The sequence below is a fragment of the Demequina subtropica genome, assembly GCF_000971235.1.
Classification (GTDB): Bacteria; Actinomycetota; Actinomycetes; order Actinomycetales; family Demequinaceae; genus Demequina; species Demequina subtropica.
On sequence record NZ_BBMB01000017.1, the window covers coordinates 1 to 15,317 of the forward strand.

The window sequence follows — 15,317 nt, forward strand, 5'->3', positions numbered from 1 at the left end:
CCGGGACGCCCTTGGCCGGCCTCCTGCCCCAAGGTCCCCCACCCACGCGAGCACCGAACCCGATCTCAGCGGTTGACCACGTCGCCGTCGGAGGTCAGGTCGTCGTCCGGCCCCACCTCGAACGACTCGAGCCCGGGAACCGCCACCACCGCGTCGATGAGCCCGCGCGCCCCGGCCACCAACGTCGAGTCGAAGTCGACCTCGGTGGCGACCAGCCACGCGTGGTCGCGCGGCCATACGAGCTGAGGGGTCGGGTCACGGAAGCTCGCCCACCACCCGACACCGGCAGCGAAACCCCAGTCCGGGTCCGCAAGCTCCGCGAGCGCACCGCCGAGGAGCACGTATTCGCGCCCAGGAAGCGCGAGCACGTCGCCCGCATCGATGGCGTCCACGATGCTCGCATCGATCATCGGCAGCTGTGCGAGCGCGGTGGCCTCGAGCCCGGCGGCGGCCTCCGTCGCGACCACGACGTGCCGCCCACCTGGATGCAGCCCGCTCGATCCGGTCCAGAACCCGACCACCGCATCGTCCGGCGTGGACGTCGCCTCGAGCAGCGCTGGCACGAGCCGCGCGAACAGCTCCGGCTCGAACGCCCCCTGCTCGGGCTGGTCCACCTCCCACCCGTCGCCCCATCGCACGACGGCTTCGCGCGCGAGCGCATGCCACTGCATCAAGGGATGCGCCGTGCGTCCCAGCGCGGATGCCAGCTCCGCCCAGGTCCAGCGACGCTCGTCGACCACGCTCGGCACCATGCCGCTTCCCCGGTCGGACCAGTCGAGCCGCCTGCCCCTCAAGGGATGCATGACCCGGACATAGGACTCGAAGTCCTCACCTGCGACGTCGCGCACCCGTCCGCCGAACGTGGGGATCCGCCCCTTCAGCCACTCCCCCGCATCGGACCCGCGCAGCACCCTCATGCGGAGCACCCTAGCGGGACAGGATCCCCCGGTAGATGGCGAGGTCCTCGTCGTCGTGGGCGCAGAAGGTGACCTCCTCGACGTACGGCGCGGAGGCGAGCGCGCGCGCGACGGAGCGCACCGCGACCTCGGCCGCCTGCGCCTTGGGATAGCCGTAGATCCCGGTCGAGATGGACGGGAACGCGACCGTGCGGCACCGATGCTCCTGCGCGAGCACGATCGCGGCCTCGTAGGCCGATGCGAGAGCGAGCGCCTCGCCGCGGTCCCCTCCGTGCCACACGGGACCGACCGCGTGGATCACGTACGTCGCGGGCAGCGCGTAGCCGCCTGTGAGCTTCGCGGATCCCGTCGCGCAGCCGTGCAACGTCTCGCACTCGTCCTGCAGCCCCGGCCCCGCGGCGCGGTGGATCGCGCCGTCGACCCCGCCGCCTCCCAGCAGCGACTCGTTCGCGGCGTTGACGATGGCGTCGACCGCCATCGTCGTGATGTCCGCGCGCCGCACCGACATGACGGCGGTCATCGTCCGCCTCCGGATGCGCGCCTTCCCCCAAGCAGCATCATCACGCTCCCCCGTTGTGCCCCCTGTGCCACACGATAAGGGGAGCGGCGCCATTGCGCCTGCGGAACATCCGCCCGGGCATCTCGGTTGGCCCTGAAGGAGCCCTCAGGGCACGCATCCCCCACCGAAGGAGCGACGATGGTCGATCAGCAGGCGGCCCTCGGCCACACGGAGGCCGATGCGCTGCTGTTCTTCGGAGCCTCGGGCGACCTGGCGCGCAAGATGATCTTCCCCGCGCTCTACGGCATGGTCGCGCACGACGAGCTCGACGTCCCCGTGATCGGCGTCGCCTTCTCGCAGTGGACCCTCGAGGACCTGCGTACCCGCGCCCGCGAGTCCGTGACGGCAGCCGTCCCGGACCACGACCCCGAGGTGCTCGACACGCTTCTGGAGCTGCTGCGCTACGTCGACGGCGACTACCGCGACGCCGCGACCTTCGACGCGCTCAAGGAGGCGGTGGGCGACGCGCATCGTCCCCTCCACTACCTCGCGATCCCGCCCACGATGTTCGGCACGGTGATCGAGGGCCTCGCCCAGGTGGGCCTGCACAGGGACGCACGCGTCGTGGTCGAGAAGCCCTTCGGCCGTGACCTCGCCTCGGCGCGCGAGCTCGACGCGGTCATCCGGGAGGCCTTCCCCGAGGAGTCGGTGTTCCGCATCGACCACTTCCTGGGCAAGGACGAGATCATGAACCTCCTGTACTTCCGGTTCGCGAACTCGTTCCTCGAGCCCGTGTGGAACCGCGACCACATCGCGAGCGTGCAGATCACCATCGCGGAGGACTTCGGCGTCCAGGGCCGCGGCGCGTTCTACGACACCGCGGGCGCGCTGCGCGACGTGCTCGAGAACCACATGCTGCAGATCGTGGCGCTGCTCGCGATGGAGCCTCCCGCGTACCAGGGCTACAGCGCCGTCCACGAGGCGAAGGCGAACGTGTTCCGCGCGATCCGCCCCCTCACCAGGAACGACATCGTGCGGGGACAGTTCGCGGGATACCGCGACGAGCCGGGCGTCGCGCGAGGCTCCGACGTCGAGACCTACGCCGCGGTGCGACTCTTCATCGACTCGTGGCGCTGGGCCGGCGTGCCCTGGTACCTGCGCACGGGCAAGCACCTGCCGGTGACGGCGCACGAGGTGGTCGTCGAGTTCAAGAAGCCCCCGCAGGCGCTGTTCGACGACGCGATGATGGCCCAGCACCCCAACCACCTGCGCTTCCGCCTCCAGCCCGATGGCGAGATCGCGCTGGGCGCACGAGTGAAGACCCCGGGCGAGGAGTTCGTGGGCGAGCAGCGCGAGCTGGTGGTGAGCACGGGCGGCGCCGGCTCGCGACACCCGTACGAGCGCCTGCTCGCGGACGCGCTGGGCGGCGACCGCGCGCTGTTCACCGCCGAGGAGACGGTCGAGGCCGCATGGCGCGTGGTCGACGCGGTCCTCGCGGACCACGCCCCCGCGATCCGCTACGCGCCAGGCACGTGGGGACCGACCGAGGCCGACACGCTCATCGGCGCGGACGGCCCATGGCACGACCCTGTCCTCAAGGACGCCACGCCGGACGATGCGGCGCGCGCCTGAGCGCGCCGGAAGGAGACACGCATGCAGCTGGGAATGATCGGCCTCGGCCGGATGGGCGCCGGGCTCACGCGCCGCCTCATGCGGGACGGCCACACGGTCGCCGTCCACGACGTCAGCACCGAGGCGATCGAGGCGCTGGCGTCCGAGGGTGCGGTGGCCGTGCACGAGCTCGCCGGGTTCGTCGACGCGCTCGAAGCGCCGCGTGCGGTGTGGGTGATGGTGCCGGCGGGCGAGGTGACGCAGCGCGTGGTGACGGCGCTCGCCGAGGCGCTCGAGCCCGGCGACACGATCATCGACGGCGGCAACAGCTACTACCGCGACGACCTCGCGCACGCGGCAGCCCTCGCGGAGCGCGGCATCGGCCTGGTCGACGTCGGCACGTCAGGCGGCGTGCACGGCCTCGATCGAGGCTTCTGCCTCATGATCGGCGGGGACGATGCGACGGTCGAGCGCCTCGCGCCGATCTGGCGGTCCATCGCGCCGGGCGTCGACGCGGCCGAGCGCACGCCCGGCATCGCGACCGACGGCGTCCCGGGCCTGCTCGAGCCCGGCGAGGAGGGCTGGCTCCACTGCGGCCCGACCGGGGCCGGGCACTTCGTCAAGATGGTGCACAACGGCATCGAGTACGGGCTCATGGCCGCGTACGCCGAGGGCCTCAACGTGCTGAAGCACGCGAACATCGGCGCGGTGGCGCGCGAGGCCGATGCCGAGACCGCGCCGCTCGCGCAGCCCGAGTACTACCGCTACGACATCGACACCGCGGCGGTCGCGGAGGTGTGGCGCCGCGGCTCGGTCATCGGATCGTGGCTGCTCGACCTCACGGCCGCGGCGCTGCGCACCGACCCCGAGCTGTCTTCCTTCTCGGGGCACGTGTCCGATTCGGGTGAGGGGCGGTGGACGTCGATCGCGGCGATCGACGAGGGCGTCCCGACGCCCGTGCTCACCACCGCGCTGTACTCGCGCTTCGCCTCGCGCGACCTCGACGACTACGCGCAGCGGACGCTCTCGGCGATGCGCAAGGGCTTCGGCGGCCACGAGGAGAAGCCGACCGGGGAGTAGGGCGGGCTGCGTGGCGCGCGCGGGACTGGCGTGGGCAGGTGTGGTGCGGCGTCCTCGCACCTTTCCTGCGCGAAGGGACGGGCGCCCGTCGCACCGGGCGAGGCGTCGCCTCGGCTTCGCCATCACACCTGCATCGTCACCCACGCGAGCGCCGCTGCCGCAAGCAGCGCCGTGCCGCCGGCGACCAGCGCCTGCCTCACCAGCGGATGCCCGATCCCGCCGGGTTCGCGGACCAGGTGGCCGCGCTCGTCGATCGCTGAGACGTACTCCGACACCGACGCATGGACCGCGAACGTGAGCGCGATCGCGACCACCGCCGAGGCGAGCACCCACCAGCCGACGCGCGTCTCCAGCATGCGCGCGACGGCGAGACCCGCGAGCGCGACCTGGAAGGTGGTGCGCCGCCACGCGAGGACCGTGACGTCGAGCGCCCAGAGGTTCTCGCGGCGCCGGGCGCCGGCGCTCACGACATCACCCAGCCGACCAGCAGGAGCATCACCGAGGTCACCACGCCCCACGCGATCCACGCGCCGGAGCGCAGGTCGGGGATCTCCTCGCCGTGGCGGAGCGCGCGGTCGTTCGCGCGCCACGAGTACAGCGCCTGCGCCGCGTTCGCGATCGCGAGCAGCAGCAGGATCGCGCCGGCGCCCAGGCGCCACCCCAGATCGACGGGGAGGTCGAACGCGACGAGCGCGACCCCCGTGACGATGAGCGCGAGCGCCGTCCGGATCCACGAGAGGAAGGTGCGCTCGTTCGACAAAGCGGCCTGCGCCTCGGCGGCCTTGTCACGCTCGTCATGCGGCATGTCGGAGCCTCCTCGCCCCTCGTCTCCGACGCTACGCCTCACCCGCGGCGCAAGGGCGCCGTCCTCTCCCTCGCGCCGCGTCCCGCCTCACACGAGCCGGGCGCGCGCCTCGGCGTGGCGGGCGCGCGCCAGCGCACCCGTGAGCACGCGCACCTCGAGCGCGAGCCACGTCCGGCGCGCTGAGGCCAGCGGGCGGAGCCGCGATGCCCGGGTCGGGCGTGAGTCGAGCGCGGACGTGGCGAGCCGGAGGGACTGGAGGATCGTGACGTGGTCGTCGGTGTACATGGGTGCTCCTTCTGAGCCGAGGTTGCCGATACCGGCGCGACGGTGTCGCACGGTGTGGCCACGGAGGAGCTGCGTGCGCAGGGCGTAGCGGACGTGCCCGGCGGACCGGGCGGGACGCCTCGCGAGGCGGTGGGCCGACGCGGCCGATGGCGGCTCGCTCTGTCGGCACGGCCGGGTTCCGGGTGGATCCCGTCCGCGGGTGAACGGCGGGGCGATCCGCGACACCGCGGCCCGCCCTCATGCTCGTCTCGAGGAGGAGGCCCTTGCGGGCCTCCTCCCACGGTAGGAGACGGGAGCCTTCGCGCGCAAACCGGCGGCGAGGCCGTGAGGGCTCGGGTGCGGACCCGATGCCCCCACGGCTCCCGGCACTAGACGGGCCGGGCGGCCGAGGCCCGCGCCTGGGCCGCCTGCGCGTGCGCGAGCGCGCTCGACAGCGCGCGGATGCGGGCGGAGCGCTCACGCGTGCGGAGCGCGGCCCACGGCCGCCGTGCGACCGGGACGGCACGGGGGCGAGCCGCCTCCACGGCCGCGGACTCGAGGAGCGCGCGGCACGTGTGCAGCACGAGGATGTCGTCGGACAGCATGGTTCCTCCTTCCTTGGTTCAGCGATGCGGGATGCCGCGGGTAGGCATCGAGGTGCGCCGCGAGCGCACCTCTGCCTCCCGGGCACGAGCGAGCGCCCGAGCGAGCGCCGCGACCTCGAAGGCGAGGATCCGGCGGTTCAGCGCCGCGAACGGACGCGGGCGCGGCGCGCGCGGGGACGCCGCGCGCTCGGCGAGCGCAGCCCGCGCGAGGCGGTGGGCGTGGTGGAGCAGGACGGGATCGTCGATGAGCATGGGTGGTCCTTGACCTGGCTGGGCGTCAGCGATGGAGGCCGGCGTGCGCACCGGAGGCGCGGCAACGCGGCGAGGCCACGGGGGACGTGGGGAAGGACGCGGCGGAGGGGCCCGGGGAAGCCGGACGGGTGCCTCTCACGTGAGGCATGCGCACGCGCGGATCCACGCGAGGGTGGATCGGGCGGCTGCTACTCGGGAGCGTTCATCGGAGATCGCTCGCGGGGCGGCATGCTGCGCGCGTCGCGCTCATGTAGCGGATTGACATCATGCACCTCCCTGGCCGAGTCGGGGCCCATGCGGACCATCGATCACGCTAGACCCGGGCGGCGGAGCGCACAAGGCCCTACTTGTGGGAATCTGCACCCCCTCCCCCCAGGCGCACGCGGCCGCCGCCTCAGAACAGCATGAGCGGCTCGCGGGACACCGCCGCCGCCCGAGCATCGTCCGTCTCATGCGCGCTTGTGCGTCGCCATTCGCCCTGGTCGTCGCGGGCGTTCGCGCGCGACGCGACGGTCCCCGTGTTCGGGTCCTCGGGCGTGCGCGCGAGCCCGTGCGCCGCGATGAGCGGCCTGATCCGTGCCGCGAGCCGCCTCCTGTACTCCTTCGGCGCATAGGAGCCGTCCGCATAGAGCGCGCGGTAGCGCGGCACCAGGTCGGGACGATGCGCGTGGAGCCACTGTGCGTACCACTCCTTCACCCCCGGCCGCAGGTGCAGAGCGGTGTAGGTCACGGACGCGGCCCCCGCCGCCTTGATGCGGCCGAGCGCGGCGTCGAGATGCTCCTCCGAGTCGGTGAGGAACGGGAGGATCGGCATCATGAAGACCGCGACGTCGAAGCCCGCCTCGGCGGCGGCGGTCACGGTCGCGAGGCGCGCCTGCGTGGTGGGCGTGCCGGGCTCGATCGCCTGTTGGAGATCGTCATCCGCGATCGCGATCGACAGCGCGAGGTCCACGGGCGCGGACTCCCGTGCCGCCGCGAGCAGCGGCAGGTCGCGCCGGAGCAGTGTGCCCTTGGTGAGGATCGACATCGGCGTGCCGGAGTCCGCGAGCGCGCGGATGATCCCAGGCATGAGGCGGTAGCGACCCTCGGCCCGCTGGTACGGGTCCGTGTTGGTGCCGAGCGCGACGTGCTCGCGGTTCCACGAAGGCCTGGCGAGGTCCTTGCGCAGCGCCTCGGCGATGTTGATCTTGACGATGATCTGGCGGTCGAAGTCCGCACCCGCATCGAGCTCGAGGTACCGGTGGGACGGCCGCGCGAAGCAGTAGACGCACGCATGGGTGCAGCCGCGGTACGGGTTGACGGTCCACGTGAACGGCACGGCGCTGCCCGGACCCACGCGGTTGAGGGCGCTCTTCGCCAGCACCTCGTGGAAGGTCACGCCGGCGAACTCGGGCGTGGTGACCGTCCGCACCAGGTTCGACATCTTCGCGAGCGCCGGCAGCGCATCGTCCTTCTCGGCGCGCAGCGCCTGTCCCTCCCACCGCATGCCGCCATTCGAACATGTGTTCGAATACGCGTCAAGCCCACCCTCCGAGGCTCGTCCCGTACGCTCGACACCAGGGGCGACGCCCCGCGGCCCACGCCCCGAGGAGGAGCCATGGCAGGGATGACGAAGGCGCAGCTCGAGGCCCGCCTCCTCGAGCTCGAGTCGGAGAACTCGCGCCTCCAGGAGGCGATCGAGGAGAACACGCGGCTGCGCGCGACGCTCGCGCCCACGGAGGCCGCCCCGGCGCCCGCGGCCCCGCAGCCCCACCCGGCGCGCGGACGCGCCTTCCTGGGGCTCGTGCTCATCGTCCTCGGCGCGCTCGTGGCGCCGCTCGGGACGGTGGCGGCGTACGCGAGCCGCATGGCCAGCGACACGGACGTGTTCGTCAACACCCTCGCGCCGCTCGCCGAGGACCCCGACGTCCAGGCGTTCGTGGTCGACGAGGCGACCGCGGCGATCGACCAGGCGCTCGACACCGACGCGCTGGTCGCGGACCTCCTCGCGAGCGTGATCGACGAGGACTCGACGCCGCGCCTCGCGAACGCCTCGGAGGTCCTGGGACCGCTGCTCGCGGACCAGGCACGGGTGGCGATCCGGAGCGCGCTCACCCAGGTGGTCGGCGCCGAGGCCTTCGCGACCGTCTGGCGCGAGGCGCTCACGCTCGCGCACGGCCAGCTGGCGGGCGTGCTCAGCGCCGATGCCGACGGCGCCATCGCCGTCGACGAGGCGGGCGTGGTCCAGCTGCAGCTCCAGCCGATCATCGAGCAGCTGAGGCCGGCGCTGGTCGACGCAGGCTTCACGCTCGCGGACTCCATCCCGGATGTGGACGTGAACGTCACCCTGGCCGAGGTGCCCAAGGTGGCGCAGGCGCGCCTGGGCTACTCGATCCTGCACACCATCGGCACGGTGCTGCCATGGATCGCGCTCGCGCTCATCGCGGCGGGCATCCTGGTCCACCCCCGCCGGCCGCGCGCGAGCATCGTCGCCGGCGCGCTGCTGCTCATCGTGGGAGTGGTGCTCGCGCTCGTGGTCGCGACCGCGGGCGACATCGTCGCGGCCGGGCTCGCGACCGAGGTGCCGACCGCGGCCACCGCGGCGATCTACGGGGCCCTCACGGCGGAGCCCGGCGCCGTGCTCATCGCGTACATCGTCGCGGGCGCCGTCGCCATCCTCACCGGCCTCGCGCTCGGAGGATCGCGCCCCGCGGCGACCGTGCGCCGCCTCGGCGGGACGTACGTGACGCGCGGCGCCACCACGCTCGACGCGCACGGCTGGCGGCCCGCCGCGCTCGGCGGGCTGCTGCGCCGTCAAGGCTGGCCGCTGTGGCCGTGGCTCGCGCTCGTGTTCCTGCTGCTGTTCGCGACCCTGCGTCCGTTCACCCCGGCGGGCGTCGTGGTGGGCGTGATCGTCCTCGGCCTCGCGGGCTCCGCCTTCGCGGTCCTACGAGCCGAGGGCGACGCCGCCGCGACGGACGATGCGGCCATCGCCGCGCCCGATCCCGCACCCGATCCCGCACCCGAGGAACCGTCTCCGACGATCTGAACGGGCGCATCGTCCCAGGTCGCACCGGCATATCGCGTGACCCCTACGTGACCCGTGACCTACGTCCCTTTTACCTTTCCTTTTGCATCGGCAGACTCGCCGGAGGGCGCGCATCCTTGAGTCATGCGTGCCCTCCCCCACCGCGAGCCGAAGGAGCCGAGCGTGCTGCACACCCTCACCTACCTCGACCAGCTGACCCTCGCCGAGGACGTGCGCGAGGCCCTGGCCTCGGCGCCGTCCGTGACGGTCCCGAAGACCCGCCAGGAGCTGTACGCCCTGGCGCTCGGACCCGACGGCGGCCCCGTCTTCTCCGTCGACTACGACGTCGACGGCGAGGTGGTCACCGAGGCCACCGTGACCCGCTGCCGCAACGGCATCGCGGTCAACTACCCCGAGGACTACATGCGCCGCCGCGACCCGCAGTGCATGGTCATCGCGGACGACCGCCCCACCGACAAGACCCGCTACGCCGACCGCTTCGGGCACGGCTTCGACGGCGCCCGGGCGGACACCATGGCGTGGCTCGCACGCCAGGACCTCGTGGTGGTGCCCTTCAAGGCGGGAGGCCTCACGCACGGCTCTCCGTCGATCGCGATCATGCCCGTCAACGCCGCGTTCTTCGCGACCGCGCTGGTCGACCTCCAGGGCTGGGTGACCTTCGACGAGCTCGGCGACTTCACGCCGCGCTCGATCCTCTACGTCGCGCCGCCGTTCCGCCACACCCACTTCGACGGCAAGCAGGTGGTGGTGCACGAGCGCACCGAGACGCTCCACGAGATCTTCGCCTACAACCTCTACCCGGGTCCGAGCGCCAAGAAGGGCGTGTTCTCGGTGCTGCTCGACATCGGCGAGCAGGAGGGCTGGATCACCGCGCACGCGTCCTCCGTGCGCGTCACCACGCCGTACGACAACGAGACCGTGATCATGCACGAGGGCGCCTCTGGCGGCGGCAAGTCCGAGATGTGCCAGGAGCTGCGCCGCGAGGACGACGGCCGCATCCTGCTCGGCGAGAACGTGGTCACCGGCGAGGAGTACCTCATCACGCTGTCCGAGACCTCGGACCTCGCCGCCGTCACCGACGACATGACGCTGTGCCACCCCGCGGTCCAGGACGGCAGCGGCAAGATGGTGGTGGCCGATGCCGAGGACGGCTGGTTCGTCCGCGTCGACAACCTCACGGCGTACGGCGCCGACGTCCACTTCGAGCGCGCCGTCATCCACCCCGACGAGCCGCTCGTGTTCTTCAGCATCGACGGCGTCCCCGACGCGACCGCGCTGCCGTGGGAGCACACCCTGGACTCGACCGGCAAGCCGTGCCCCAACCCGCGCGTGGTGATCCCCCGTCGCATGATCCGGGGCATCGTCAACGACCCGGAGCCGGTCGACGTCCGCACGTTCGGCGTCCGGATGCCGGCCTGCACCTCCGAGAAGCCGACCTACGGGATCATGGGCATGACGCACTTCGTGCCGCCGGCCCTCGCGTGGCTGTGGCGGCTCATCGCCCCCCGCGGCGACAAGAACCCGTCGATCGGTGAGGCCGCGGACGCGGTGCGGAAGCTCGAGCACGGCGGCATGGTGTCGGAGGGCGTGGGGTCGTACTGGCCCTTCTCCACCGGCACGCAGGTCGCGGCCGCGAACCTGCTGCTCACGCAGATCACGGAGTACAACCGCACGCGCTACGTGCTCACGCCCAACCAGCATGTCGGCGCCTACAAGGTGGGCTTCTCCGGCGAGTGGCTCACGCGTGAGTGGCTCGCCCGCAAGGGCGGCGGGCGCATGCGTGCCGACCAGCTCGAGCCGGCACGCTGCGCCCTGTTCGGCTACGCGCCCAAGGAGATCACGCTGGACGGCCAGCCGATCCGCCGCACGCTGCTGCGCCCCGAGACCCAGTCGCAGGTGGGCACCGCCGCGTACGACGCCGGCTGCGCGATCCTCACGGGCTTCTTCAAGGCGGAGCTCGAGAAGTTCCTCACGGACGACCTCGACCCGCTGGGCCGCCGGATCATCGAGACGTGCATGGCGGACGGCACGGTCGCGGACTACGAGGCGCTCACGCCGATGTACCTGTGAGCGGTTGACGCGAGGGCGCCCGGGGCGCACGGTGGCGGGATGACCGCCGACCGCGCTCCGGGCGCCCTCCAGCTCCGCCTGGTCCTGCACGCTGAGGATCTCGACGCCGCCCTCGCGCTCTTCCGCGACGCGCTCGGCATGCCTGCCGAGCTGGACCTCACCACGCCGACCGAGGACGGCGACGCACGCGTGGTGGTCCTCGAGGCGGGCCGGGCGACGCTCGAGCTGGTGAACGGCGCGCAGCGCGCGCTCATCGACTCGCTCGAGGTGGGACGGCCCGTCGCGCGCGAGGTGAGGGTCGCGCTCGAGGTCGACGATGCGGCGGGCGCGGCCGCAGCCGTGCTCGCGGCGGGCGCAACGCAGGTGGCGCCTCCCACGCGCACGCCGTGGGGATCGCTCAACGCGAGGTTCGAGACGCCTGCCGGGGTCCAGCTCACCCTGTTCGAGCAGGTGGATCCCGAGTAGCCGTACGTCCCGCGCGAGGCACCCGGCGCGGCCCTAGGTTGGAGACCGTGACCCACGAGAACCAGATGAAGGCCGCGATGGCCGAGGTGCCGGTCGAGGACCCGACCCGCACGGAGTACGAGAAGCTGAGCAACGACGAGTGGTTCAAGTACCGCTCGGGCCCCGAGCTCGCGGACATGCAGCGCGCGACGCTCGCACGCCTGCGCGAGCTGAACGCGGCCTACTACGACGACCCCGAGGGATCGACGGCTGGGCTCGCGGCGCTCGTGGGCGAGTGCGGGCCGGGCCTCGATTACCGCCCGCCCCTGTACCTCGAGTACAAGGAGCGCGTGCGCTTCGGCGCGAACGTCTTCATCAACTCCAACCTCATGATCCTGGGCTCGGGCATCGTCACCATCGGGGACAACGCGCTCATCGGGCCCGACGCGCGCTTCTACACGGTCAACCACGCCTTCGACGTCGAGATCCGACGCGAAGGCTGGGAGCGCGCCTTCCCCATCACGCTCGAGCCCGACGTCTGGCTGGGCGGGTCGGTGGTGATCTGCCCGGGTGTGACGATCGGCCGCGGTTCGGTGGTCGCGGCGGGTGCGGTGGTCACCAAGGACGTGCCGCCGATGTCCGTGGTCGCCGGCAACCCCGCCCGCGTGATCCGCACGCTGTGACCGAGCTCCTGCCCACGCAGCGCGCGCTCGAGCGCAGCGAGCTCGAGGCCGTCCTCGCGCCGCTCGGCAACGTCGTCGACCACTGGCTCCTCTCGGGCGGCACCTTCTCCGCCGTGCAGGGCGTCGAGCTCGCGGGCGGCGAGACGATGGTGGTGAAGACCTCGGTGCCGGACACGGGCCGCCTGCTCGCCTACGAGCACGACATGCTGCGATGCGAACGGGACAACCTCGCGCTCGTCGCGGAGCTCGACGTGCCGGCCCCGCGCGTGCTCCTCGACGACTTCTCGCGCACGCACGCGGACGTGGACGTGCTCGTCATGACCATGATGCCTGGCATGCCGTGGGACGACGCAGCCCCGGTCATGACGCCCGAGGCGAACGAGCGCGCATCCGAGCAGGTCGGCGCGATCCTCGCGGAGCTCGGGCGCGCGCGAGGCCCGCGCTTCGGCATGCCGGCGGAGCGCTTCCGCCTGGGCGGCGACACCTGGCCGGGCTTCATGCATCGCCTGATCGAGGCCACGGCGGACGATGCCGAGGCCTGGGGCGTCGATGTCGAGGCCCGACGCCTGCGGGCGGGCCTGGATGCCGCGAGCACGGCGCTCGCGGAGGTCACGGCGCCCTCGCTGGTGCACGCTGACCTGTGGCACGGCAACGTGCTCGTCGACCCGAGCACGGGGCAGGTCACGGGCGTGGTCGACTTCGAGCGGTCGCTGTTCGGGGACCCCCTGTGGGGGCTCGCGGGGGGCGAGACGCACTCGTCCGGCCCGTTCGAGCCCGCCAAGGTGCGCGGCTACGAGTCCGCCATCGGGGCTCCCCTGACCATGGACCGCGCCGCCGAGCTCCGGGTCGCGCTCTACCGCCTCTGGTCGATGGCGGTGCAGCTCGTCGAGATCGAGCCGCGCGGGTTCAGCGGCGACTGGCTCGCGGGGCACCGCGCCTCGATCCGCGCGAACCGCGACCGGCTCTGCGCCATCCTCGGCGTCTGAGCTACGCCGGCCGGCGGTGCCGCGCGAGGTAGTCGATCACGCGGTCGGCCACCTCCGGCCAGCGCGAGTCGTGCGTGAGCGAGTGTCCACGGTCGTGGAACTCGACGAAGTCGGTGGGGCTCGGGTTGCGGCTCTGGATGCGGAACGTGGATGCCGCCATCTCGGGCGGGACAAGGTGATCGTGACCCGCGCCCACGACCAGCATGGGACCGCGCTCCGGGTTGACCGTGTCGACGCTCGCCGGGGACCGGCGCTCGAAGCGCGAGCGCGAGACCTCGAACACCGCGCGCCCCGAGCCAGGGACATGCGTGGTCTCCCACAGCTCGTGCGCCTCCTCGCGCGGCACGGTGGACGCCCACGCGTACCGGTACTCGGGGAACGTGAACCGGATCGCACGGTCCCGGTTCGCGAGATCGCCGATGACGGGCGCGGCGGCGACGAGCATCGTCTCGGGCGCCTGGATCGAGCCCTTCATCGGCGCGGGGCAGATCGCGACGGTCGCACGCGCGAGACCCCGGCCCGCGAGCTTCTGGGCGATCAGCCCGCCGAAGCAGTGCCCGACCACGAGCGGGGGCTCGCGCAGCAGGGCGATCAGCGCCGTGATCCGGCCCGTGGCCTCGCCGAGGCCGACGCCCGCGAGCCGGTCGGGGCGCCGGAGCGCCGTCGCGACGGAGTCGGGCTCGCGGGGCCACGCGGCCGCGACCGGGGTCAGCGACGCCTGCGCGAGCGGCTCGAGCCACGGATCCCAGATCGCGGCGAGCGTCCAGAGATCGTGGACGAGCACCACGGCGGGGCCGTCCGCCACATTCGCGGCGTCGACCTGCGCGCGCTCGGCTGGCGTGAGCTCGATCGATGTCATCGCACCTCGACACTAACCGGGACGATGCGCACGGCGCTCGGCGAGCGGCGAGGTCACGGACCCGCGTGCTCCTCCAGCCACGCGATCACGGCGTCCGCGACCTCACGCCAGCCCGCGTCGATCGCGATCGAGTGGCCGCGCCCGGGGAACTCGCGGAACTCGGTCGAGCCGGCGTTACGGCTCTGGAGCTTGAGGGTCGCCCGGTTGATCGCTGGCGCGACCAGGTGGTCCAGCTCGCCGCCGATGATGAGCAGCGGGCCGCGGGCGGGGTTGTCGAGGTCGACCGAGGCCTCGGACCGCGGCTGGAAGCGCGCCGCCGCGGCCTGGAACAGCGGGCGCCCGGGAGCCGCGACGTGCATCGTCTCCCACAGGCGCCGCGCCTCCTCCTTGCCAAGCCCGTTCGCCCACGCGTACTCGAACTGCGGGAGCGTGAGGCGGATCGCGCGCGAACGGTTCGCGGGGTTCGCGAGCACCGGCGACGAGGCCCGCAGTACAGGGAGCGGGAGCGGCAGCACGCCCTTGATGGGAGCGGGCTCGATCGCGACGGTGGCGCGCGCGAGGCCGAGCCCGGCGACCTTCTGCGCGAGCAGCCCGCCGAACGAGTGGCCCACCACGAACGGCGGCAGGTCGAGCGCGCCGATCACCGCGGCGACGTGGTCGGCGGCCTCCTGGATCCCCACGCCCGCGACGGCGTCAGGATCCGCGAGCGCGGCCTCGAAGGTCTCGGGCTCTCGCGGCCACGCGACGGCGACGGAGGCCATCCCGTGCTCGAGGAGGAGCTCCTGCCAGGGCTTCCAGCCGTCCGCGACGGCCCACAGCCCGTGGATGAGGACCACCCCGGGCCGTCCGGAGGCGTTGACCGCCTCGATCTGCTCGCGCTCGCGCGCCGTGAGGGGCGCGGCGGACTCGGCGACGGTCATGGGAACCCTCCGGGGACTCGCCAGCAGGGGCGGACGCCCCCGACGCGACGCTAACCCCCGCACCCACCCCAGCGGTAGGCCGTGGTCGGTTTCGGCGGAATCCTGCGCGCCGGTGGGATCCCCAGGTGACGCGGTGCACCCGCGCGCTGTCGGACCGTCGCGCTAGCCTTCACGGAGGATCAAGAAGCCCGGCGCCAAGCCCTTCAGCTCGCCGGCTGGCAACCGCGTTCCCGACACGGTGCCCCTGGAGGAAGATCCGCCGCGCGTCGACCGGCCCGCGGAAGCACGGAACCA

Annotated in this window: 17 protein-coding genes and 1 riboswitch; of the genes, 7 read left to right on the forward strand and 10 right to left on the reverse strand. The window is 72.8% G+C overall.

The features are described from left to right. Window positions 1-65: 65 nt before the first annotated feature. Complete coding sequence (locus AOM06_RS13950) at window positions 66-917, reverse strand: hypothetical protein (protein WP_156163729.1); 852 nt, start codon at window positions 915-917, stop codon at window positions 66-68. 10 nt (window positions 918-927) lie between these two features. Further along, window positions 928-1,437, reverse strand: a complete 510-nt coding sequence (locus AOM06_RS13955) for an O-acetyl-ADP-ribose deacetylase (protein WP_062308280.1) — start codon at window positions 1,435-1,437, stop codon at window positions 928-930. A gap of 177 nt (window positions 1,438-1,614) precedes the next feature. On the opposite strand from AOM06_RS13955, the gene zwf reads away from it, so the two are divergent. Next, entirely contained in the window at window positions 1,615-3,048 is a 1,434-nt protein-coding gene (zwf, locus tag AOM06_RS13960) for a glucose-6-phosphate dehydrogenase (protein ID WP_062308283.1), read from the forward strand. A gap of 21 nt (window positions 3,049-3,069) precedes the next feature. Beyond that, window positions 3,070-4,107: a phosphogluconate dehydrogenase (NAD(+)-dependent, decarboxylating) gene (gene gnd, locus AOM06_RS13965; RefSeq protein WP_062308287.1), complete on the forward strand. Its 1,038-nt coding sequence runs from the start codon at window positions 3,070-3,072 to the stop codon at window positions 4,105-4,107. Between the two features lie 122 nt (window positions 4,108-4,229). Here gnd and AOM06_RS13970 read toward each other — a convergent pair whose 3' ends face one another. From AOM06_RS13970 to AOM06_RS13995, 6 genes are all read right to left on the reverse strand, one after another. Next, window positions 4,230-4,574, reverse strand: coding sequence for a hypothetical protein (locus tag AOM06_RS13970; protein ID WP_062308290.1), 345 nt, complete (start codon window positions 4,572-4,574; stop codon window positions 4,230-4,232). Next, window positions 4,571-4,912 carry a YidH family protein gene (locus AOM06_RS13975; protein WP_062308294.1) on the reverse strand — a complete coding sequence of 114 codons (342 nt, stop codon included), beginning with the start codon at window positions 4,910-4,912 and terminating at the stop codon, window positions 4,571-4,573. Before AOM06_RS13975 ends, AOM06_RS13970 begins: the two co-directional genes overlap by 4 nt. An 87-nt stretch (window positions 4,913-4,999) precedes the next feature. Then, complete coding sequence (locus tag AOM06_RS13980) at window positions 5,000-5,197, reverse strand: hypothetical protein (protein WP_062308298.1); 198 nt, start codon at window positions 5,195-5,197, stop codon at window positions 5,000-5,002. 368 nt (window positions 5,198-5,565) lie between these two features. Further along, a complete protein-coding gene (locus AOM06_RS13985; protein ID WP_062308302.1) occupies window positions 5,566-5,781 on the reverse strand; it encodes a hypothetical protein in 216 nt (71 codons plus the stop codon). 18 nt (window positions 5,782-5,799) lie between these two features. Next, window positions 5,800-6,033: a hypothetical protein gene (locus AOM06_RS13990; RefSeq protein ID WP_062308309.1), complete on the reverse strand. Its 234-nt coding sequence runs from the start codon at window positions 6,031-6,033 to the stop codon at window positions 5,800-5,802. A gap of 394 nt (window positions 6,034-6,427) precedes the next feature. Further along, window positions 6,428-7,519, reverse strand: a complete 1,092-nt coding sequence (locus AOM06_RS13995; RefSeq protein WP_082105609.1) for an Rv2578c family radical SAM protein — start codon at window positions 7,517-7,519, stop codon at window positions 6,428-6,430. A 111-nt stretch (window positions 7,520-7,630) separates the two neighbouring features. On the opposite strand from AOM06_RS13995, the gene AOM06_RS14000 reads away from it, so the two are divergent. The 5 genes from AOM06_RS14000 to AOM06_RS14020 all read left to right on the forward strand — a co-directional run bounded on the left by AOM06_RS14000 (window position 7,631) and on the right by AOM06_RS14020 (window position 13,244). Then, window positions 7,631-9,061, forward strand: coding sequence for a hypothetical protein (locus AOM06_RS14000; RefSeq protein ID WP_156163730.1), 1,431 nt, complete (start codon window positions 7,631-7,633; stop codon window positions 9,059-9,061). 123 nt (window positions 9,062-9,184) lie between these two features. Continuing rightward, window positions 9,185-11,131: a DUF4914 family protein gene (locus AOM06_RS14005; protein ID WP_082105610.1), complete on the forward strand. Its 1,947-nt coding sequence runs from the start codon at window positions 9,185-9,187 to the stop codon at window positions 11,129-11,131. 39 nt (window positions 11,132-11,170) lie between these two features. Then, complete coding sequence (locus AOM06_RS14010; RefSeq protein WP_062308315.1) at window positions 11,171-11,596, forward strand: VOC family protein; 426 nt, start codon at window positions 11,171-11,173, stop codon at window positions 11,594-11,596. 47 nt (window positions 11,597-11,643) lie between these two features. Next, window positions 11,644-12,258, forward strand: a complete 615-nt coding sequence (locus tag AOM06_RS14015; RefSeq protein WP_228372968.1) for a sugar O-acetyltransferase — start codon at window positions 11,644-11,646, stop codon at window positions 12,256-12,258. Beyond that, the gene (locus AOM06_RS14020) at window positions 12,255-13,244 is read left to right on the forward strand and encodes a phosphotransferase family protein (RefSeq protein WP_062308321.1); all 990 of its coding nucleotides are present in this window, start codon (window positions 12,255-12,257) and stop codon (window positions 13,242-13,244) included. Before AOM06_RS14015 ends, AOM06_RS14020 begins: the two co-directional genes overlap by 4 nt. Before the next feature lies 1 nt (window position 13,245). On the opposite strand, the gene AOM06_RS14025 is transcribed toward AOM06_RS14020, so the two are convergent. Then, window positions 13,246-14,103: an alpha/beta fold hydrolase gene (locus tag AOM06_RS14025; RefSeq protein ID WP_062308325.1), complete on the reverse strand. Its 858-nt coding sequence runs from the start codon at window positions 14,101-14,103 to the stop codon at window positions 13,246-13,248. A gap of 53 nt (window positions 14,104-14,156) precedes the next feature. Further along, window positions 14,157-15,023, reverse strand: a complete 867-nt coding sequence (locus tag AOM06_RS14030; RefSeq protein ID WP_062308328.1) for an alpha/beta hydrolase — start codon at window positions 15,021-15,023, stop codon at window positions 14,157-14,159. 177 nt (window positions 15,024-15,200) lie between these two features. Then, a riboswitch (SAM riboswitch) is annotated at window positions 15,201-15,315 on the forward strand. Window positions 15,316-15,317: the final 2 nt, after the last annotated feature.